At 63.9% G+C, this 20,896-nt stretch carries 21 protein-coding genes; 5 read left to right on the top strand and 16 right to left on the bottom strand.

Features of this window, described 5'->3' with window-relative positions; genetic code table 11:
- Position 1 precedes the first annotated feature (1 nt).
- The 8 genes from AWC27_RS09465 to AWC27_RS09430 form a co-directional block, all read right to left on the bottom strand.
- Complete coding sequence (locus AWC27_RS09465; RefSeq protein ID WP_085670231.1) at positions 2 to 1,147, bottom strand: sulfotransferase family protein; 1,146 nt, start codon at positions 1,145 to 1,147, stop codon at positions 2 to 4.
- Positions 1,147 to 1,929: an SDR family oxidoreductase gene (locus AWC27_RS09460; RefSeq protein ID WP_085670230.1), complete on the bottom strand. Its 783-nt coding sequence runs from the start codon at positions 1,927 to 1,929 to the stop codon at positions 1,147 to 1,149. The genes AWC27_RS09465 and AWC27_RS09460 overlap by 1 nt, the downstream gene beginning before the upstream one ends.
- Complete coding sequence (locus AWC27_RS09455; RefSeq protein WP_085670229.1) at positions 1,926 to 3,065, bottom strand: hypothetical protein; 1,140 nt, start codon at positions 3,063 to 3,065, stop codon at positions 1,926 to 1,928. Before AWC27_RS09455 ends, AWC27_RS09460 begins: the two co-directional genes overlap by 4 nt.
- A 91-nt stretch (positions 3,066 to 3,156) precedes the next feature.
- Positions 3,157 to 3,441: a hypothetical protein gene (locus AWC27_RS09450; protein ID WP_085670228.1), complete on the bottom strand. Its 285-nt coding sequence runs from the start codon at positions 3,439 to 3,441 to the stop codon at positions 3,157 to 3,159.
- A 63-nt stretch (positions 3,442 to 3,504) separates the two neighbouring features.
- Positions 3,505 to 5,271 (bottom strand): PPE family protein, encoded by a 1,767-nt coding sequence (locus AWC27_RS09445; RefSeq protein ID WP_085670227.1) that lies wholly within the window; start codon positions 5,269 to 5,271, stop codon positions 3,505 to 3,507.
- Between the two features lie 112 nt (positions 5,272 to 5,383).
- Positions 5,384 to 6,418 carry a 4-hydroxy-2-oxovalerate aldolase gene (dmpG, locus tag AWC27_RS09440; protein ID WP_139836866.1) on the bottom strand — a complete coding sequence of 345 codons (1,035 nt, stop codon included), beginning with the start codon at positions 6,416 to 6,418 and terminating at the stop codon, positions 5,384 to 5,386.
- A gap of 11 nt (positions 6,419 to 6,429) precedes the next feature.
- Positions 6,430 to 7,344: an acetaldehyde dehydrogenase (acetylating) gene (locus tag AWC27_RS09435; RefSeq protein WP_085670225.1), complete on the bottom strand. Its 915-nt coding sequence runs from the start codon at positions 7,342 to 7,344 to the stop codon at positions 6,430 to 6,432.
- Positions 7,345 to 7,352: 8 nt separating this feature from the next.
- Positions 7,353 to 8,138, bottom strand: coding sequence for a 2-keto-4-pentenoate hydratase (locus AWC27_RS09430; protein ID WP_085670224.1), 786 nt, complete (start codon positions 8,136 to 8,138; stop codon positions 7,353 to 7,355).
- A gap of 83 nt (positions 8,139 to 8,221) precedes the next feature.
- On the opposite strand from AWC27_RS09430, the gene kstD reads away from it, so the two are divergent.
- Together kstD and AWC27_RS09420 are read left to right on the top strand one after the other, a co-directional pair.
- Positions 8,222 to 9,904: a 3-oxosteroid 1-dehydrogenase gene (gene kstD, locus AWC27_RS09425; protein ID WP_085670265.1), complete on the top strand. Its 1,683-nt coding sequence runs from the start codon at positions 8,222 to 8,224 to the stop codon at positions 9,902 to 9,904.
- A gap of 1 nt (position 9,905) precedes the next feature.
- Positions 9,906 to 10,766, top strand: a complete 861-nt coding sequence (locus AWC27_RS09420) for a MaoC/PaaZ C-terminal domain-containing protein (protein WP_085670223.1) — start codon at positions 9,906 to 9,908, stop codon at positions 10,764 to 10,766.
- 38 nt (positions 10,767 to 10,804) lie between these two features.
- On the opposite strand, the gene AWC27_RS09415 is transcribed toward AWC27_RS09420, so the two are convergent.
- From AWC27_RS09415 to AWC27_RS09385, 7 genes are all read right to left on the bottom strand, one after another.
- Positions 10,805 to 11,650, bottom strand: coding sequence for a hypothetical protein (locus tag AWC27_RS09415; RefSeq protein WP_085670222.1), 846 nt, complete (start codon positions 11,648 to 11,650; stop codon positions 10,805 to 10,807).
- 117 nt (positions 11,651 to 11,767) lie between these two features.
- Positions 11,768 to 12,928, bottom strand: coding sequence for a lipid-transfer protein (locus tag AWC27_RS09410; RefSeq protein WP_085670221.1), 1,161 nt, complete (start codon positions 12,926 to 12,928; stop codon positions 11,768 to 11,770).
- Complete coding sequence (locus AWC27_RS09405) at positions 12,928 to 13,317, bottom strand: MaoC family dehydratase (RefSeq protein WP_085670220.1); 390 nt, start codon at positions 13,315 to 13,317, stop codon at positions 12,928 to 12,930. The genes AWC27_RS09410 and AWC27_RS09405 overlap by 1 nt, the downstream gene beginning before the upstream one ends.
- Positions 13,314 to 14,249 (bottom strand): bifunctional MaoC family dehydratase N-terminal/OB-fold nucleic acid binding domain-containing protein, encoded by a 936-nt coding sequence (locus AWC27_RS09400; RefSeq protein WP_085670219.1) that lies wholly within the window; start codon positions 14,247 to 14,249, stop codon positions 13,314 to 13,316. The genes AWC27_RS09405 and AWC27_RS09400 overlap by 4 nt, the downstream gene beginning before the upstream one ends.
- Positions 14,246 to 15,409, bottom strand: a complete 1,164-nt coding sequence (fadE29, locus tag AWC27_RS09395; RefSeq protein WP_085670218.1) for an acyl-CoA dehydrogenase FadE29 — start codon at positions 15,407 to 15,409, stop codon at positions 14,246 to 14,248. Before fadE29 ends, AWC27_RS09400 begins: the two co-directional genes overlap by 4 nt.
- A complete protein-coding gene (locus AWC27_RS09390) occupies positions 15,409 to 16,473 on the bottom strand; it encodes an acyl-CoA dehydrogenase family protein (RefSeq protein ID WP_085670264.1) in 1,065 nt (354 codons plus the stop codon). Before AWC27_RS09390 ends, fadE29 begins: the two co-directional genes overlap by 1 nt.
- The gene (locus tag AWC27_RS09385; protein WP_085670217.1) at positions 16,473 to 17,732 is read right to left on the bottom strand and encodes a cytochrome P450; all 1,260 of its coding nucleotides are present in this window, start codon (positions 17,730 to 17,732) and stop codon (positions 16,473 to 16,475) included. Before AWC27_RS09385 ends, AWC27_RS09390 begins: the two co-directional genes overlap by 1 nt.
- Before the next feature lie 157 nt (positions 17,733 to 17,889).
- Here AWC27_RS09385 and AWC27_RS09380 point away from each other — a divergent pair, with 157 nt between their 5' ends.
- The 3 genes from AWC27_RS09380 to AWC27_RS09370 are packed head-to-tail and all read left to right on the top strand — an operon-like array spanning position 17,890 to position 19,908.
- Positions 17,890 to 19,053 carry a steroid 3-ketoacyl-CoA thiolase gene (locus tag AWC27_RS09380; protein WP_085670216.1) on the top strand — a complete coding sequence of 388 codons (1,164 nt, stop codon included), beginning with the start codon at positions 17,890 to 17,892 and terminating at the stop codon, positions 19,051 to 19,053.
- A gap of 6 nt (positions 19,054 to 19,059) precedes the next feature.
- On the top strand, positions 19,060 to 19,446 hold the full coding sequence (locus AWC27_RS09375) for a DUF8021 domain-containing protein (protein ID WP_085670215.1): 387 nt from the start codon (positions 19,060 to 19,062) through the stop codon (positions 19,444 to 19,446).
- A gap of 9 nt (positions 19,447 to 19,455) precedes the next feature.
- Complete coding sequence (locus AWC27_RS09370; RefSeq protein WP_085670214.1) at positions 19,456 to 19,908, top strand: nitroreductase family deazaflavin-dependent oxidoreductase; 453 nt, start codon at positions 19,456 to 19,458, stop codon at positions 19,906 to 19,908.
- Between the two features lie 82 nt (positions 19,909 to 19,990).
- Here AWC27_RS09370 and AWC27_RS09365 read toward each other — a convergent pair whose 3' ends face one another.
- Positions 19,991 to 20,896: an SDR family oxidoreductase gene (locus AWC27_RS09365; RefSeq protein ID WP_085670213.1), complete on the bottom strand. Its 906-nt coding sequence runs from the start codon at positions 20,894 to 20,896 to the stop codon at positions 19,991 to 19,993.

Raw genomic sequence — 20,896 nt, 5'->3', positions numbered from 1 at the left:
ATTACAGCCCGGCGAACCGTTCCTTGACCGCCTCGACGGTAAGCCCGTAGTCCGCAAGCGAGTACTTGTGCTTGGGCGCCCGCGCCCCGGTCTGGCTTTCGGCGTGGCTGTCTTCCATGGCCTTTCGCGCCTCATCGGTCAGCGTTAGGCCGAAGTGCCGGTAGACGTCGGCCACCGCGCCCAGTGGGTCGGCGATCAAGTCGTGGTAGTCGACGTCGTAGAACTGAGCCGAATCATATTTCGCCCGTGCGGCGTTGAACCGCTCCAGCCCGCGCGACCAGGTTTCCATGGCGTCCGCACCGATCTGGGCGCCCATGAACGAAGTCGACCACCCCTCGGCGGTGTGCTGGGCCAGCGAGCACATGGACGCCATGATCGTCTCGACCGGCCGGTGCGTCTGTATCACCAGCGCGTCGGGGTACGTTGCCATCAACGCGTCCAATGCGAACAGATGGCTGGGATTCTTGAGTACCCAACGCTTTTCGGCGTCGTTGAGCCCAATCAGCTGCAGGTTGCGGCGGTGCCGCTGATACGACGGCGTCCAGTCCTGACCAGAAAGCCACTGCGCGTAGCTGGGCAGGTGTGCCAGCGTCTCGTAGGACACCGAATGTAGCGACTGCCGCAAAAGCTGCCAGCACTCCTCCAGCTCGTAGGCGGCCATGAAATGCAGTCCCGTGTACTCGGGGTTTTCGGCGTGGTGCTGGGTGAACTGCGCATCGAGCTGGCGGTACAACGGATGTGAATCCCAGGTGTCGCGCGGTGGCCGGGGCTGTGGGAACTCGGCCAGCCACATGTGCAGGCCCTGATGCATCGGGTCGGCGCCCAGCATTCGGTGCAGCACAGTGGTGCCGGTACGCACCAAACCGGTAACGAAAATCGGACGCGAAATCACGACGTCGGCATGCTGCGGATACTGCTTCCAGGCCGCCTCGGACAACAACCTCGCCACCAGCGCACCACGCAGAAAGAACCGATTCATCTTGCTGCCCAACACCGTCAGGCCCGCTTCCCGCCGATAAGAGTCCAATAGCACGCCCAGCGCTTCGCGGTAGTTGTCCTCGTCGGTGCCGAAGTCGTCGAGCCCCACCAGCTTGGTGGCCGAGGCGTGCAGTTCGTCGACGGTACCGATATCGGTCCGGTCAGCCATCAGACGTGGTACTCCCCACAGTTGACGTCCAGGGTCTGCCCGGTGATGCCGCTGGACAGATCGCTGGCGAAGAACAGGATCGCCGAAGCCACCTCGTCCTCGGTGGGCAACCGCTTCAGGTCGGAGTTCGCCGCGGTGGCCTGGTAGATCTGGTCCACCGTGGTGCCGTACTTGCCGGCCTGGTGTTCGAAGTATCCCTGCAACGTGTCGCCCCAGATGTAGCCAGGCGCAACCGAATTCACCCGGATGCCCTGCTCGCCGAGTTCGGTGGCGAGCGATTGCGACATCGCCAGCAGGGCGGACTTGGCCATCTTGTAGGCGCCGTACTTGGCCTGAGAGTGCCTGATCACCATGGAGTTGACGTTGACGACAGAGCCATGCGCCTCGGCCAAAGCCGGCGTAAATCCTTGAATGAGCCGCAACGCACCCAGCGCACTGAGCTCTATTGCATCGCGGATGTGCTGAAACGTGGTGCCGGCCAATGGTTTCATCGACGGCACTCGGAAAGCGTTGTTGATCAGCACGTCAACCTTGCCGTAGGCCGCCATGGTGGCGTCGACTAGGTTACTCACCTGATCGTCGTCGGTGATGTCGGTCGGCACCGCCACCGCCCGGCGGCCAATGTCGGTGATCTGCTTGGCCACATCGTCGAGACGCTCGGCGCTGCGAGCCGCCAGCACCAGGTCGGCCCCGTCGCGCGCACACCGCTGCGCCAACGTGGTCCCCAGCCCCGGACCGACACCGCTGATCACCACTACTTTTCGCTTGAGCATCTCGGTCACCCCAGCATCCTGGCCGCAATTTGCTGCTGGCGCATGGCAATTCGAGCGCGCCAGTCCTCCTCGGAAATCTTGTTGTGTTGAAAATGCGGCAATGTCGCCGGTATGGTGTCGAAATCGACCAGCTCGACCGTGGGCCCGTCGGCCTCGGTCAACTCGCGCGACACCCGCTGCCAGCGGAACTGCAGGATCCCGCGCCGATGGCCAAGCGTTTCAACCCAGTTTGTCACGCCGGGATTCTGGTCGGCGACGACGATGCGAACCTTGCCGTCCGGATCCGCTTGCGCCTGAGTGTTGTTCAGCGACGTCTGGTGGTTGATGTAGTCCAGCGATATGTACCACATGCTGCCCAACTGGAAACCGAGGTAGGGCGCATCGGACACCGGCACCGTGATCACCAGCGCCTGATCCGGACGTAGCTCGAAATGTCCCACCGACGAATACTGGGTTGCCAGCCCGCCCGGAGTCAGTCGGGGAGCCACCATCGTGTTTACCGGGATGTCGAGATAGAACCACTGCGGAAACTGCAGCCAGGTCTTCACCCGGTTTACCAATTGCTTTCCGGCTGTGGCATAACGCTTTTCGACGGTCTGCCGCGTCAGCGGCGGCGGACCGGTACCGGCGGTGTCCAGCCGGGAGATGGCCAGGGTGCCGCGCTGCGCCGACCAGTCGCCGTACACCTCGCGGATCACCAGCTGACCAGGGCTAGTCGGGCGTACCCGCCATTCGAAGCTGCCGTCGGCGGCGATCTCGAGTTCGCGGTCGTCGAATGCGGCCTGGCTCGGCGGCACATTGGCGTCGGTGTACTCGCCGCCGAGCAGCTGGAAGCTCAGGTCGGTGGTGCTGCCGCGCCGGCCGGTCACCACATAGTCGCGGTCGGCGTGCACGCGGGTGCCGAAGTAGAGCGTGTCGGGGTTGTCCAGGCCCATCTTGGTGAACGGCCCGGTGCCCGACTGCAGGAACGGGTGGTCGCGTTCGTAGTCGAATGCCAGATGCATACAGCCCGCGATACAACCGGCCAGATACTGCAGCCCTTCCAGCAAGTCGGCTTCGGTTTCGATGAACGGTGCGGCGGCCACCAATTTCTCGGCCTCCGCGATCGCCTCGGTCAGCGGGTTTGAAACGGGAGTGGCGCACACGCCCTCGACGCTAGAACGTGTTCCTGTTTTGAGTCAACCGCGAACATTTGCGCGCGTCGTCAGCGGCGCTCACGAACGAAGCCCGATCACCTCAGGAGGTGCATTGGTTGGCCAGCGTGATCAGTGCCTGGCGCACATCGGGATGCCGGTTGAGGTAGTCGATCAGGTTGCCGTTAGATCCGTCAGCCTGTGATCTTGCCGTCAGCTCGGCCTTCACGTCGGGATGCCGGTCAAGGTAGCCCTGAACCTGTTCGGACGCGGTTTGGCCGAAAGTGGTGTTGCACTGCCCCGGAGCCGCGCCGGCCACGGGCATCGCGATCGCCACGGCGGCGGTGGCAGCGGCAAGGAAGCCGCAGATCTTGGCAGTCAGGGTCATCGGATTGCTCCTTTGCGCAGCGCAGATGTCCCATTCGAGCCTACGCGCGCGGGACCGCTACCTTCAGTGCCCGAAGCCCGACTGATCATCACCCGAGTTGAAGCCGCCCGAGTTGTTCTCACCCGCGTTGGCGAAACCCGTGACGAGCACACCGGAGTTACCGAAGCCCGCGTTGTTGAAGCCCCGGTTAGCAATGCCTGACGAGCCGAGCGCGCTGGCGGCGTTGAAGTACCCGGTCTCGTTGGAGCCGCCGTTCTGGATGCCCGAGGTGCCGTCGCCCGCGTTGTAGAAGCCCGAGCTCCCAGTTCCGGTATTACCGAATCCCGAGCTCAATGAGGTGCCGGTTCCGATGAATCCGGCGCCCGTGTTGAGCGTGCCCGCGTTGAACAGGCCGGTGTTCGTCGAGCCGGAATTCGCCCAGCCGGTGTTGAATATTCCGGATCCGAAGTCGCCGGTGCTGTAGCCCCCGCCGTTGAAGTTGCCCGTGTTGAGAATTCCCGCGTTGAAATTGCCTGTGTTCAACTCGCCACCGTTGCCTATACCGAAATTCGCGAACCCACCATTGCCGATTCCGGTATTCAAGAAGCCGCCGTTGCCCGCCCCGGTGTTAAGGCTGCCAGAGTTGCCGAATCCGGTGTTGTGACCTACCGGCAGGCCCTGGTCCGCGCCGGAGTTTCCGATGCCGACGTTGAAACTGGTGGAGTTGCCGATGCCGAAATTGTGGTCACCGGAATTGAAAAATCCGATGTTGCCGGTGCCGGAGTTGAACAACCCGATGTTGCCGGTGCCTGAATTCAGGCCGCCTATCCCGACCTGATTGTCACCGGTGAGGCCGATACCGAAGTTGTGGTGGCCGGTGTTGCCGAAACCGATGTTGCCGATGCCGGTGTTGCCGAAACCACGGTTGAAGCTCCCGGTGTTGCCGCTGCCCAGATTGCTGCCGCCGGCGTTGCCATTGCCGATGTTGCCGTCACCGGTGTTGCCGAAGCCGATGTTGGAGTTGCCGAAATTGCCGCTGCCGATGTTGATACTGCCGAAGTTCCCGTTGCCCAGGTTCGCATTGCCCTTGCCCGTGGCAAATGAGCCGTTGCCAGAGCCGAAGTTGTTGTCGCCGAAGTTGCCGCTACCGAGGTTTCCATTGCCGATGTTGCCGCTGCCGATGTTTCCGCTACCGGTCAGGCCGAACGAAAGGCCATTGCCGCTGCCAAGATTGGAATTGCCGAAGTTGCCGCTGCCGATGTTGGTGTCCCCGGTATTGCCACTGCCCAGGTTGGCTTTACCGATGTTGCCGACGCCCAAATTAGGCAGGTCTTGCAGCGCCTGCGCCCAGGGCGCCAACTGCGCGGCCGCAGCGGCGGCCCCTGCGTGATAGCCCGCCATGGCGCTGACATCAGCGGCCCACATCTGCTCGTAAAAATTCTCGGCGGCCGCGATCGCGGGCGCATTGAGCCCCAACCAGTTCGACCGCACCAGCGCCACAAATGCATTTCGATTGGCCGCGACCGTCAGCGGGTGAATCGTGGCCGCCTTGGCCGCCTCGAAGGCCCCGGCCACCGCCTTGGCCTGCCCGGCGGCCCCCGAGGCCTGCGTCGCCGCCGAACTGAGGAACCCCGCATACGGCGCCGCGACCGCTGCCATCGCGGCCGCGGCCGGGCCCTGCCACGCTTGGGCGGTCAGCTCGGAAGTCACCGACGCAAACGACGCCGCCGCCGACCCGAGCTCGTCGGCCAATCCTTGCCACGCCACTGCCGCCTGCAACATCGGCGCCGACCCGGCGCCAATGAACATCCGCAGCGAATTGATTTCCGGCGGCAAAACCGCAAAGTTCATCCCACACCCCGTTCCCGACTCCGGCTGGTGTGGAGAACGCTAGGGCAACCCGCTCCGGTAATTTGCCTTTCGGTCAAATTCGCCGAACAGCGGGATCACCGGGACCGATTTCTCAACGCGTCGCGGGGCTATCAAGCTCGCGCCTGATTTCCAAAGCGATATCGATGAGTTGATCCTCCTGGCCGCCGATGAGCTTGCGCTGTCCGGCCCGGTGCAAAAGCTGATGTGCCGGCACCCCATAGCGCTCGGCTTGGCGGACCGCGTGCTTGAGGAAGCTCGAATACACGCCGGAGTACCCCATGATCAAGGCATTACGGTCGAGCACGCATTCGGCCGGCATCGCCGGCCGCACCACGTCTTCGGCCGCGTCGGCGATGTCGAAGAAATCGATGCCGGTCTTGACGCCGATCTTGTCGAACACCCCGATGAGCGCCTCGACCGGCGCGTTGCCCGCGCCTGCGCCGAACCGCCGCACGCTGCCGTCGATCTGCTTGGCGCCCGCGCGCACGGCCTCCACCGAGTTGGCCACGCCCAGGCCGAGGTTTTCGTGTCCGTGGAAACCGACTTGGGCGTCGTCACCGAGTTCGGCGACCAGTGCCGATACCCGGTCGGCCACCCCGTCGAGCACAAGTGCGCCCGCCGAGTCGACGACGTACACGCACTGGCAGCCCGCGTCGGCCATGATCCGCGCCTGGACCGCCAATTTCTCAGGCGGAATGGTGTGGGCCATCATCAGGAACCCGACGGTTTCCAGACCCAGTTCCCGGGCCAGCCCGAAGTGCTGAATCGACACGTCGGCCTCGGTGCAATGGGTGGCGATCCGGCAGATCGACCCGCCATTGTCCTGCGCCTCTTTGATGTCCTCCTTGGTGCCCACGCCGGGCAGCATCAAGAAGGCGATCTTGGCTTCTTTCGCCGTTTCGGCGGCGAGCTTAATCAGTTCCTGCTCAGGGGTTTTCGAAAAACCGTAGTTGAACGACGAACCGCCCAGCCCGTCGCCATGGGTCACCTCGATCACCGGCACCCCGGCCGCGTCCAAGGCCGTGACAATCGCGTGGACCTCGTCTTTGGTGAACTGATGGCGCTTGTGGTGCGATCCGTCGCGCAGTGAAGTGTCGGTGATCCGAACGTCCCACGCGCCTTGCAGAATGTGGCCGCTCATCGTGCGCCTCCCGTCACCGCGAGGGTCTCCTTGGCGATCTCCTCGCCGACCTTGGTGGCCGCCGCGGTCATGATGTCCAGATTCCCGGCGTACGGCGGCAGGTAGTCGCCGGCCCCTTCCACCTCGATGAACGTGGTGACGAGCGCCTGGCCGCCGGAGTTCACCGACGGGTCGTCGAACTGCGGCTCGTTGAGCAGCCGGTATCCCGGCACATAGGTCTGAACTTCGGCTACTACGTCGTGGATGGATTTCGCGATCGCTTCCCGATCGGCGTCCTCGGGGATAGCGCAGAAGATGGTGTCGCGCATGATCATCGGCGGGTCGGCAGGGTTCAAAATGATGATCGCCTTCCCACGTGCGGCGCCACCGATCGTCTGCACACCGCGCGAGGTGGTCTTGGTGAACTCGTCGATATTGGCCCGGGTACCCGGGCCTGCCGACACCGACGCGACGGAGGCGACGATCTCGGCGTAGGGAACCTCTACGACCCGGGAAACGGCATAGACGATCGGAATCGTCGCCTGCCCGCCGCAGGTGATCATGTTGACGTTCGGCGCGTCCAGGTGCGCACGCAGGTTGGCCGGCGGGATGACGGCGGGGCCGACGGCGGCCGGTGTCAGATCGATGGCGCGGATTCCGGCGGCCTCATACTTGGGAGCCGCGTCCTTGTGCACGTAGGCGCTGGTCGCTTCGAATACCAGATCGGGCTTCTCTGGCTGCTCCAACAGCCAGTCGACCCCCTTATGACTGGTCTCCAGGCCGAGCTTGCGGGCCCGCGCCAGGCCTTCGCTCTCCGGGTCGATGCCGACCATCCAGCGCGGTTCCAGCCATTCCGAGCGCAGCAGTTTGTACAGCAGGTCAGTGCTGATGTTTCCCGACCCGACGATCGCCACACTTGCCTTAGCCGGCATGTTGCTCCTTATTCGAACGACAATCGAACTGCGCCCAGACCCGTGAAATCAGCCACGAATTCGTCGCCGGCACGGGCATCTATGGCCCGCGTGCACGATCCGGGAAGCACCACGTCACCCGCCTTCAGCCGCACCCCGAAGCTCTCCACTTTGCGCGCCAGCCAGGCCACGGCCGTCACGGGATTACCCAACACCGCATCGCTGCGGCCCTCGGCGATCACTTCACCGTTGCGGGTCAACGTCGCCTCAATTGCCTTGATGTCGATATCGGCCGGCGACACCCGCGCCTTGCCCAACACGAATCCCGCCGACGAGGCATTGTCGGCAATGGTGTCGCACAGCGCGATCTTCCAGTCGGTGATCCTGGTATCGATCAGCTCGATGGACGGAACCAGCGCCTCGGTCGCCGCCAGCACGTCCTCTTCGGTGCAATCCGCCCCGGGCAGATCCCCGGCCAGGATGAAGGCCACCTCCACCTCTACCCGCGGATACAGGTAGTTGGCCGCCTTCACGGGGGTGTCTTCGAAGACCTGCATCTCGTCGAGGAGATGACCATAGTCCGGCTCGTCGACGCCCATCATCTGCTGCATCGCCTTCGATGAAAGACCGACTTTATGGCCCAGCACCCGAGCGCCCTCGGCGACTCGTTGGCGGATATTGATCAGCTGAATCTCGTAAGCGTCGACGACATCGATATCGGGATAGTCGGCCGTCAGCGGCGTGATCGGTTCCCGGCTGCGCTCAGCTTGCGCCAAGTCGGCGGCAAGCTCGTCGCGGATCGCAACATGGAGCATTTACCGAAGTCCCCTTGTCTTTCCGCCCTCGTGGTGACCGGGCCAGTAGCGCCCGACCCTGGCAATTCTATAACGTGTTCTACATGACAGCACAGGAGTACGACGTCGTCGTGGTCGGAAGCGGCGGCGCCGGCATGGTGGCTGCCCTCACCGCCGCGCACCGCGGCCTCTCGACACTAGTCATCGAAAAGGCCGCACACTTCGGCGGCTCCACCGCGCGCTCCGGCGGCGGCGTCTGGATTCCCAACAACGAGGTCCTCAAGCGCGACGGCGTCAAGGACAGCCCCGAGGCGGCACGCACGTACCTGCACGGCATCATCGGCGATGTCGTTGAACCCGAGCGCATCGACACCTACCTCGAGCGTGGGCCGGAGATGCTGTCGTTCGTGTTGAAGAACACACCGTTGAAAATGTGCTGGGTGCCGCGGTACTCCGACTACTACCCCGAGGCTCCCGGCGGCCGTGCGCACGGCCGCTCCATCGAGCCCAAGCCGTTCAACGCCCGTAAGCTCGGCCCCGATGAGGCCGGTTTGGAGCCCGCTTACGGCAAAGTACCGCTGAATGTCGTTGTTATGCAGCAGGATTACGTGCGACTCAATCAGCTCAAGCGACACCCGCGCGGCGTGCTGCGCAGCTTGAAGGTCGGCGCACGCACCATGTGGGCGAAGTCGACCGGCAAAAACCTCGTCGGCATGGGCCGCGCACTGATCGGGCCGTTGCGGATCGGCTTGCAGCGTGCCGGCGTCCCGGTCCAGCTCAACACCGCGTTGACCGACCTGTACGTCGAGGACAACGTGGTGCGCGGAGTCTACGTCCGTGACACCACTGCATCGGAATCCGCTGACCCGCAGCTGATCCGGGCCCGGCGCGCGGTCATTCTCGCTTCCGGCGGATTCGAGCACAACGAACAGATGCGGGTGAAATACCAGCGCGCACCCATCACCACCGAGTGGACCGTGGGAGCCAAAGCCAACACGGGTGACGGCATCATCGCCGGTGAAAAGCTCGGCGCCGCACTGGATGTGATGGAAGACGCGTGGTGGGGCCCGACGGTGCCGCTGGTCGGCGCACCGTGGTTCGCCCTGTCCGAGCGCAACTCCCCCGGCTCCATCATCGTCAACATGTCCGGCAAGCGCTTCATGAACGAATCGATGCCCTACGTCGAGGCATGCCATCACATGTACGGCGGCGAATACGGTCAAGGGCCCGGCCCCGGCGAGAACATTCCCGCCTGGCTGGTCTTCGACCAGCGGTACCGGGACCGCTACATCTTTGCCGGATTGCAAGCCGGGCAACGCATTCCACGGAAGTGGATGGATTCCGGCGTGATCATCCAGGCCGATACGCTTGAGGAACTGGCCGACAAGGCCGGGCTTCCGGCCGGCGAATTCATGGCGACCGTAGCGCGTTTCAACGGCTTCGCACGCGCCGGGGTCGACGACGATTACCACCGCGGCGAAAGCGCCTACGACCGGTACTACGGCGACCCCACCAATAAGCCCAACCCCAACCTCGGTGAAATCAGCCAGGCGCCCTACTACGCGGCCAAGATGGTACCCGGCGACTTGGGCACCAAAGGCGGCATCCGCACCGATGTCCACGCACGCGCACTGCGCGACGACGGCAGCATCATCGAGGGTCTCTACGCCGCCGGCAATGTCAGCGCCCCAGTTATGGGCCACACCTACCCCGGGCCGGGCGGCACCATTGGGCCGGCGATGACCTTCGGCTACCTGGCCGCCCTGCACATCGCGGAGAGCCGCTGATATGCCGATCAACGTCGAAGAAGCGCTGGCCGCCGAGCTGGATCCCATCGAATTCTCTTGGAACAGCAGCGATATCCAGCTCTACCACCTCGGTCTGGGTGCCGGCGCCGATCCACTGGACCCACGCGAGCTGCGCTATCTGATCGATGACACGCCGCAGGTTTTGCCGACCTTCGGCAACGTTGCCGCCACCTTTCACGCCACCAAGCCGCCGGTCGTAAGGTTTCCCGGCATCGACATCGAGCTGGGCAAGGTCTTGCACGCGTCTGAACGCGTGGAAGTGCCTGCGCCGCTGCCACCTTCGGGTTCGGCGCGGGCCGTCACCCGGTTCACCGATATCTGGGACAAGGGCAAGGCGGCGGTCATCTGGAGCGAGACGACCGTCACCGCACCCGACGGCGCGCTGTTGTGGACGCAGAAGCGATCGATCTTCGCCCGCGGCGAGGGCGGTTTCGGCGGTGAGCGGGGGCCGTCGGGTTCGGAAGCGGCGCCGGATCGGGCACCCGACCTGGAGCTCGCGATGCCGATTCTGCCGCAGCAGGCGCTACTCTACCGGCTCTGCGGCGACCGCAACCCCCTGCACTCAGACCCCGAATTCGCGGCTGCCGCAGGCTTTCCCGCCCCTATCCTGCATGGTCTGTGTACCTACGGCATGACGTGCAAAGCCATCACCGACGCATTGCTCGACGGCGATGCCACGGCCGTATCGGCGTACGGCGCGCGCTTCGCGGGTGTGGCTTATCCGGGGGAAACGTTGCGAGTCAACGTGTGGAAGGACAACGGCCGCTTCTTGGCCGGCGTTGTCGCGCCTTCGCGCGACAACGCCGTCGTGTTGAGCGGCGTCGAGCTGCGCCGAACGTGAAGCGAGCCTCACGCTCGAGCTCCAGCGTGAAGCCAAGCTCACGCTCGCCGGGCAGCCAATGCCGCACGCACCCGTCGGACGATCTCCGCCGGCTTGTCGCCGGCGAGTACCCTGATGACGATCCATCCTCGCCGCTGTAGCATCTCCAATCGCTTTACATCCCAAGCGAACTGGTTCCTATCGTTGCGGTGCTGATCGCCGTCGTACTCGACGGCCACTTTCACATCTTCCCAGCCCATGTCGAGATAGGCGATCGCTTCACCAAACTCATCGCATACCGGAATCTGCGTTGCTGGTCGCGGCAACCGGGCCTGCACGAGCACCACCCGCAACCAGGACTCCTTCGGCGATTGCGCGCCGGAGTCGAAAAGCTCGACCGCGCGACGCGCTTGCACGATGCCGCGGCGCCCGCCGTATCGGCCAATCAGCAGGTCAACATCCTTCGCCTTAACATCCGTTGCGCGAGCAAGCGAGTCGATAGCTGCCACTGCGGTCATGGTCGGATACCAGCAGCCAAGATCGAGCACGGTTCTGGGCGGCGATGTGACAGGCAGACCATCGACAACTTCGATCTCTTCCTCCCCGATGCGGTCTCCACGCGTCAGAATTCCCGGCAGCGGGTGTCGGCTATCGTGGATCAGCTCCACCGCCCTGGTGGCGTCAACCCATTTACTGCCATGCAACGCTGCGGCTGAAAACCCGGCGATTACGCCGCGACGCCCCGCCCATAACCAGCCAGCCTTCGCGCGCAGCACTGCCGTGACTTCAAGGTCCGGATCAACGTATACATCACGGAATATCCGCGCATATCTGGTGAACAGCTGATTCTTGGTAAGCACTCCGTCGGCGATAGCCTCGCTGCCGATGAATGGCTCTCCGAGCACCGCAGCAGCGTTACATGCCGCGACGCCACCGTCACTTCAGTCAACGAAGCTGATGCCAGCTTCACGGTGGGCAGCGAGCGTGAAGCTAGCTTCACGCTCGCCCGCCAAGCAAAGGAACTAGCCCAGGATCAACCCAGAAGTAGGCACGCCCGTCCCCGCGGTAACCAGCACATGCTCAACGTCGGGCACTGGGTTCACCGAAGTCCCCCGCAACTGCCGCACCCCCTCGGCGATGCCGTTCATGCCATGGATGTAGGCCTCACCCAATTGACCGCCGTGAGTGTTGATGGGCAGCCGCCCGCCCAACTCAATCGCGCCGTCGGCAATGAAATCCTTAGCCTCTCCACGGCCGCAGAATCCCAACTCCTCCAACTGAATCAGCGTAAACGGCGTGAAGTGGTCATACAGCACAGCCGTCTGAATGTCAGTCGGCTGCAAACCCGATTGCGCCCACAACTGCCGGCCCACCAAACCCATCTCGGGCAGACCATCCAACTCCGGCCGGTAATAGCTGACCATCGTGTACTGGTCGGGACTCGACCCCTGCGACGCCGCCTCGATAACCGCCGGACGATGCTTGAGATCCCGCGCGCGGTCCGCCGATGTCACCACGATCGCCACCGCGCCGTCGGTCTCCTGGCAGCAGTCCAGCAGCCGCAGCGGCTCGGCGATCCACCGCGAATTCTGGTGGTCCTCAATGGTTATCGGCTTCTCGTAGAAGTACGCCTTCGGATTGCGCGCGGCATGCTTGCGATCGGCCACCGACACCGCGCCAAAATCTCGGCTAGCAGCGCCGGACAGGTGCATGTACCGCCGGGCGATCATCGCGACCTGCGCCGCCGGCGTCGACAGCCCGTGTGGATACGAGAACGAATTGTCCACACCCGTCGAGTCGGCGTTTTCGGTCAGCCGGGTCTGCACCTGGCCAAATCGCATGCCGGAGCGCTCATTAAACGCCCGGTAGGCCACCACCACATCGGCCACGCCGGTCGCCACCGCCATCGCCGCGTGCTGCACGGTCGCACATGCCGCGCCACCGCCATAGTGAACTTTCGAGAAGAACTTCAGCTCACCGATACCGGTCGCACGCGCGACGGCGATCTCGGTGTTGGTGTCCATCGTGAACGTCGTCAGCCCGTCGACATCCGACGGCGAAAGACCGGCGTCATCAAGCGCATCCAGCACCGCCTCGGCCGCCAGCCGCAGCTCGGACCGTCCCGAATTCTTCGAGAAATCAGTCGCGCCAATGCCCACAATCGCGGCCTTACCCGACAACACTAAACATCCCCGTTCGTCAGCGTCACCGTTGCAATCACATGATCGCCAAGGCTGTTGCGGCCAAACACTTTAACCGTGATCAAACCATCCTCTACCGACACAACCTCACCGGAGAACGTAACGGTGTCGTAGGCATACCAGGGCACCCCCAACCGCAGCCCGATCGACTTGATCAACGCCGACGGCCCGGCCCAGTCGGTAACATAGCGCTGCACCAGTCCGGTGTCGGTCAGGATGTTGACGAAGATGTCTTTCGATCCCTTCGCCACGGCCTTGTCCCGGTCATGGTGGACGTCTTGAAAGTCCCTGGTGGCCAGCGCCGTTGAGATGATGAACGTCGGGTCCCCATACAGTTTCAGTTCCGGCAGCACCGTGCCAACGACCGTCATTCGTCAGCCTCCCACGCGTAGAGGCACCAGTCCGGAAAGTCAATGTACATCGCCCGCACCGGCATGCCGATCTGCACCGCAGCGGGGTCGATCCCGCGCAGCTCGCCCAGCATCCGCACGCCTTCCTCGAGCTCCACTAACGCGATAACGAAAGGCAGTGTGCGGCCGGGCACTTTCGGAGCGTGGTGTACCACGAAACTGAACACCGTGCCGCGGCCGCTGGACACTGCATAGTCCACAGGTGCAGCGGGGTCCTGCCACACTGCCGGCACCGGCGGATGCTGCAAACTGCCATCGGCAAGACGCTGAATCCGCAATTCGTGCGCCGCAACACCTTCCCAGAAGAAGGCGGTATCCCGCGACGACGACGGCCTCATCATGGCATCCGCATCGAGGTCGTCGGGCACAGCCGCGGAACTGGAATCGGCGGCTCCCGGCTTGAATTTCAAAATGCGCCAATTCATTTCGGCGACATCCTCGTCGCCGACCCGCCACACGATGTGCTGGTTGACGAAAAAGCCCTCGCCAAGCGCAGTTTGCTTGGGCCCCACGACGTCGCCCATCTCAGCGGTGACGCTCACCTGCTCGCCCGGCCGTAGATACCGGTGGTAGGTCTGCTCGCAATTGGTGGCCACCACACCGATGTAGCCCGCGTCGTCGAACAGTTGCATGATCGGCCCCAGCGGATCGTCCTTGGGACGTTCCCCGCCCAGACCGAACATCGTCCACACTTGAATCATGGCCGGAGGGGCCACAATTCCGGGATGACCGGCGGCCTGGGCCGCTGCTTCGTCCACATAGATCGGGTTGCGGTCGCCGATGGCCTCCACCCAGTTGTTGATGATGGGCTGGTTGACCGGGTCCCGTGCGGCACGCGCCTTACTGCTGCCGGCCGCCTTGATCTGGGCGACAGCATCGTGAATATCAGTCATCGCGGCACCCTGGGCACCTTGAGACCAGAAGCGGCGATCATCTCCCGCATCACTTCGTTCACCCCGCCGCCGAACGTGATCACCAGATTGCGCTTGGTCTGGGAATCCAACCACTCGAGCAGCTCGGCGGTGTCCGATTCGGCCGGGTTACCGTATTTGCCAACGATCTCCTCGGCCAGCCGGCCAATGTATTGAATGCGCTCGGTGCCAAAGACTTTGGTGGATGCCGCATCCGCGACGTTAATATCCTCGCCAGCTGCTGCCACCTGCCAGTTCAACAACTCGTTGATCCGCCACATCGCATAGATCTCGCCGAGTGCACGCCGCACGTCGTCGTGATCGATGGGCGTGACACCGTCGCCGCCTGGTTTGGACGCCCAGGTGTGCACGCGGTCGTAGATTCCGGCGACTCGCCCCGCCGGGCCGAGCATCACCCGCTCGTTGTTGAGCTGCGTGGTTATCAGCCGCCACCCGCCGTTCTCTTCACCGACCAGCATGTCGGCCGGCACCCGTACGTCGTTGTAGTACGTGGCATTGGTGTGGTGGGCGCCGTCGGACAGGATGATCGGTGTCCAGGAGTAGCCGGGGTCCTTGGTGTCGACGATCAGGATCGAAATGCCTTTATGCTTTACGGCTTCGGGGTCGGTGCGGCAGGCCAGCCAGATGTAATCGGCGTCATGGGCCCCGGTGGTGAAGATCTTCTGGCCGTTGACGATGTAGTGATCGCCGTCGCGGACGGCCGTGGTCCGCAGGGATGCCAGGTCCGTGCCCGCTTCTGGCTCGGTATAGCCGATCGCGAAGTGCACCTCACCGGCCAGGATTGCCGGCAGGAACTTCTTCTTCTGCAATTCGCTGCCGTAGACCTGCAGGGTAGGACCGACCGTCTGCAACGTCACCGCGGGCAACGGCACATCGGCCCGATGCGCCTCGTTGACGAATATCGACTGCTCGACCGGTCCAAAACCGTGGCCGCCGAATTCTTTTGGCCACCCGACACCCAGCTTGCCGTCTTGACCCATGCGCCGGATCACCGCGCGGTAGGCCGCACCGTGCCGGTCCTTCTCCATCTCCTTCATCTCCTCGGAGGAGATCAGGTTCGAAAAGTATTCCCGTATCTCGGCTTGCAGCTGCCGCTGCTCCGGAGTCAGGTCGATGAACATTACGCTCCCACCAGGTCGAGACGATGAGAAGGCCCGCCCAGTAGCCGGGTCAAGTCTTTGATTGTGGAGTAGTACCGGTGCATCGGATAGGTGATGTCCATCCCCATCCCGCCGTGCAGGTGATGACAAAGCTGCATCGCCGGTGGCGCCTGCGAGGTAATCCAGTACCCCAGCACGTCCAGGTCGGAATCGGCATCGCGCCCTTCGGCCAGCCGCCAGATCACCGACTTTGACGCCAAATCAATGGTGCGCGAAGCGATGTAGACCTCCGCAAGCTGCGCGGCCACCGTCTGGAAGGTCGACAGTGGCTTGCCGAATTGGTTACGCGCGGCCACGTAGTCGGCGGTCAGCCGCAAGGCGCCCGCCACCAGCCCGTCGGCGTACGCGCCAATTGCCGCCAGCGCCAACTGGTTAACGCGTCGCACCGAAGCACCGGCCAAGGCATCGGAATCAGCGACCGCAACACCATCGAACGTGACGACGTACTCGTCCGAGCCGTTCGACGTCGGCGTGCGGACCAGCTGCACGCCGTCGGCCCGCGGCGACACCACAACAACCGCACCATCGGCCGTCACGATCAGCCAATCCGCGGACTCCGCATACGCCACACCGACCTTGGTGCCCGACAACCGTCCGTCGGCGTAGACCACCGACGGCCGGTCCGGCAGCGCCGCACCCGGCTCGTTGAGCGCCGCCGTGAGCACGCCACCCTTGGGCACTGCGGCCAGAAACCGATCCTGTTGCTCATCGGATGCCAACTCGAGCAGCGGCACCACACCGAAGCCCAGCGTGGCCAACCCCGGCGCCACCAAGCCGTGGCGCCCAATCTCGGTCAGCACCGTCCCCACCTCGGCCAGGCCCACACCGTCACCACCCAGGCGCTCGGGCACCGCCAGCGCCGTCACGCCACCGTCGACCAAGGCGGCCCAGCTTGGGCTGGATTTGCCCGACTCCTCCTCGGGCCGCTGCGCGGCCCGCATCGTCGCCGACCTGAAATCCCGGCTCAGCGCCGACGTAACGACGTCGGCAACCGCTTGCTGTTCAGCGGAGAGATCGAAATCCATCAGTGATCCACCGGGCACTTGCCGGTGCCGGTGTAGTCGACCTGCCAGTGCTTGATGCCGTTGAGCCACCCGGACCGCAACCGCTCGGGCGCCGAAATCGACGTCAGATCGGGCATGTGATCGGCCACCGCGTTGAAGATCAGGTTGATCGTCATCCGGGCCAGGTTGGCCCCGATGCAGTAGTGCGCACCCGTGCCGCCGAAGCCCACGTGCGGGTTGGGGTTACGCAGGATGTTGAACGTGTATGGGTCCTCGAAGACCTCTTCGTCGAAGTTGGCCGAGCGGTAGAACATCACCACCCGCTGGCCCTTCTTGATCTGCACGCCGCTCAACTCGTAGTCCTCGAGCGCGGTGCGCTGGAAGCAGGTGACCGGGGTGGCCCAGCGGACGATCTCGTCGGCAGCGGTCTCCGGGCGCTCCTTCTTGTAGAGCTCCCACTGGTCGGGGAACTGGGCGAAAGCCATCATCCCTTGGGTGATGGAGTTGCGGGTGGTCTCGTTACCGGCTACGGCCAGCATCACCACGAAGAAACCGAACTCGTCATCGGAGAGCTTTTCGCCGTCGATGTCGGCCTCGATCAGCTGGGTCACGATGTCGTCGCCGGGGTTCTTGGCCCGGTCCTCTGCCATCTTCATCGCGTAGCTGATCAACTCGAACGACGACATCTTCGGGTCGATGTGGGCGTACTCGGGGTCGTCGTTGCCGGTCATCTCGTTCGACCAGTCGAAAATCTTGCCGCGGTCCTCCTGCGGAACCCCGAGCAGACCGGCGATGGCCTGCAACGGCAGCTCACAGGAGACCTGCTCGACGAAGTCGCCGGACCCCGCGGCGGCGGCTTCCGCGGCGATCTTCTGGGCGCGTTCGTGCAGTTCGTCATGTAGGCGCCCGACCGCACGTGGCGTGAACCCGCGGGAGATGATCTTGCGCAGCCGGGTGTGGTGCGGAGCGTCCATGTTCAGCATGACGCTGCGCTGAACGTCGATGTCCTCGCGGGCGATGTCGTTGTTGAACCGCGGGATCACACCGTTCTCGAAGCTGGAGAAGACGTCGCTGCGCCGGGAGATCTCTTTGACGTCGTTGAGCTTGGTGACGGCCCAGAAGCCACCGTCGTGGAAGCCGCCACCCTGCCCCTCAGCCTGCTCATTCCACCAAATCGGCTCGGCGGCGCGCACCTCGGCGAACTCTTCTACTGGGATCCGCTCGGCATAGATATCGGGGTCGGTGAAATCGAACCCGGGCGGAATGTTAGGGCTGGGCACGGTACTTCTCCTTAATGCAGTCTTCGCTGACCGGCGATACAAGCACTAGCTGTCCTAGTGATCTTCTGATGCCAGTAAAACATGCCTTTACCGCAGACAAAAGGCGCCAGAGTATCCTTGCTTGTCATAGTAATGAAACGTGTTCTAGCCTTGCCACATGGGTAACCCGGTAATCGTTGAAGCCACCCGCAGCCCTATCGGCAAACGCAATGGATGGCTGTCTGGACTGCACGCCACCGAGCTCCTGGGCGCGGTGCAAAAGGCCCTAGTGGAAAAAGCCGGGATCAACCCTGGCGACGTCGAGCAGGTCATTGGGGGATGTGTTACCCAGTTCGGCGAACAATCCAACAACATCAGCCGGGTGGCCTGGCTGACCGCCGGATTGCCCGAGCACGTCGGCGCCACCACCGTGGATTGTCAGTGCGGCAGTAGCCAGCAGGCCAACCACCTGATTGCCGGCCTGATCGCGACGGGCGCCATCGACATCGGCATCGCGTGCGGCATCGAGGCGATGAGCCGGGTGGGTCTGGGCGCCAATGCCGGCCCGGACCGTGCCGCGATCCGCGCCGAGTCCTGGGACATCGACATGCCCAACCAGTTCGAGGCCGCCGAGCGAATCGCCAAACGACGCGGCATCACCCGCGAGGACATCGACGAGTTCGGGTACGGGTCGCAGGCCAAAGCCAAGCAGGCCTGGATCGAGGGCCGCTTCGACCGGGAGATCTCGCCCATCGTGGCGCCGGCACTCGACGAGAACAAGCAACCGACCTCCGAGCGCGTCACCATCAGCCGCGACCAGGGTTTGCGCGACACCACGCTGTCCGGCCTGAGCGCGCTCAAGCCGGTGATGGAGGGCGGCATCCACACGGCCGGCACGTCCTCCCAGATTTCCGACGGCGCGGCGGCGGTGTTGTGGATGGACGAAGACAAAGCCAAGGCCCTCGGCCTCAAGCCCCGGGCCCGGATCATCAGCCAGGCCCTCGTCGGCGCCGAGCCCTACTACCACCTGGACGGGCCGGTGCAGTCGACGGCCAGGGTGCTCGAGAAGGCCGGGATGAAGATGGGCGACATCGACATCACCGAGATCAACGAGGCCTTCGCATCGGTGGTGTTGTCCTGGGCGCGGGTGCACGAGCCGGACATGGCCAAGGTCAACGTCAACGGCGGCGCGATCGCGCTGGGCCACCCGGTCGGCTCCACTGGCAGCCGGCTGATCACCACGGCATTGCACGAGCTGGAGCGCACCGATCAAAGCACCGCGCTGATCACCATGTGCGCGGGCGGCGCGCTGTCCACCGGCACCATCATCGAACGCATCTAACTCAGGGTGGTCGTCTCCGAAGAGAGCCGTATCGCGGCCGCGCAGGCATACATCGATGCCCTGGTCAGCCACGACGGCGACACGGTCCCGTTCGCGTCCGGCTGCACCAGAATCGAGCAGGGCGTCAAGAACGGATTCTCCGGAAATCACTTGCGGCGCAGCCTTAATCGCGGGCCGCAGTACCGCGTCATCGCCGATACCACGCCACCGCAATATCGCATTGTCGGCGACGAAGTGCACGCCGCTTACGACGTGCTGACCAAGGCGGTGTTCGGCCGCCGCCGGATCGCCTCGCGGGTAGCCGAAACCTTCGTGATTCCCGCGGACAGCCCAACCGGCAGAGCGGAGATCCAGCACATCAGGGTTCGTTTCCGTCCGTTCATCCAGCGCTAGGGTGTGACCATGCCGAAATCACCGCCGCGGTTTCTGAATTCGCCCTTCAGCGATTTCTTCATCAAATGGATGTCGCGCCTCAACACCTGGATGTACCGCCGCAACGGGGGCGAAGGCATCGGCGGCACGTTCCAGAACATTCCCGTTGCCCTGCTCACCACCACCGGCCGCAAGACCGGCGAACCTCGAGTCAGCCCGCTGTATTTCCTGCGCGACGGCGACCGGGTCATCGTGGCCGCGTCCCGGGGCGGATCATCGAAAAACCCACTGTGGTACCTCAACTTGAAGGCAAATCCCAAAGTGCAGGTGCAGATCAAGAAAGAAGTGCTGGAGCTCACCGCGCGGGACGCCACCGAGGAAGAACGCGCACACTATTGGCCGAAACTGGTGGAGATGTATTCGGGCTACGACGACTACCAGTCCTGGACCGACCGAAAGATTCCGATCGTCATCTGCGATTAATTACCGCGAGCGTGCGTGTCTGTACCGCGACACGCCGTATCAGGCGTACATTTGCGCACGCTCGGGCCGGCGAAACGCCGGCTTAAGCCCCGTAAACCGGAACCGGCGTGCGCGACTTGGCCAGCAGGTCGGCGACGACGGGCCCCAACTCGGCGGGATCCCACCGTGAACCTTTGTCGATCTGCGGTCCGTGCGCCCAGCCTTCGGCGACGCGAATCTTGCCGCCCTCGACCTCGAACACCTTCCCGGTGACGTCACGCGATGCGGTGCTGCCCAGCCAAACCACCAGTGGCGAAACATTTTCCGGTGCCATGGCGTCGAATTCCCGGTCCTGGGTTGCCATCATCTCGGCGAACACAGTTTCGGTCATGCGGGTGCGCGCCGACGGCGCGATGGCGTTGACGGTGACGCCGTATCGACCCATCTCGGCAGCCGCCACGAGCGTCATGGCCGCGATACCCGCCTTGGCGGCGCTGTAGTTGCCCTGCCCGACGCTGCCCTGCAATCCGGCACCGGAGCTGGTGTTAATGATACGCGCCTCAACAGCTTTGCCCTCTTTGGACAGTGCCCGCCAATACGCAGCAGCGTGCCGCATGGTGGCGAAGTGGCCCTTGAGGTGCACGGCGATCACGGCGTCGAACTCTTCCTCGCTGGTGTTGGCCATCATGCGGTCGCGCACAATACCGGCGTTGTTGACCAGAACGTCCAGCCGGCCGAACGCGTCGACGGCACCTTGGATCAGGCTCGCGGCCTGGTTCCAGTCCGATACGTCGGATCCGTTGGCAACGGCTTCGCCTCCGGCAGTGGTGATTTCGTCGACCACGCCCTGGGCCGCGCTCCCGCCGCCGGCAGGAGAACCATCCAGTCCCACCCCGATGTCGTTGACCACGACGCGGGCGCCTTCGGCCGCGAAGGCCAGCGCGTGCGCGCGGCCGATCCCGCCGCCCGCTCCGGTGACGATGACGACACGGCCGTCCAGCAAGCCCAT

Source organism: Mycobacterium szulgai (genome assembly GCF_002116635.1).
Lineage (GTDB): Bacteria > Actinomycetota > Actinomycetes > Mycobacteriales > Mycobacteriaceae > Mycobacterium > Mycobacterium szulgai.
Note: the sequence above shows the minus strand (reverse complement) of the source record. Positions and strands in the feature narration are given on the sequence as shown.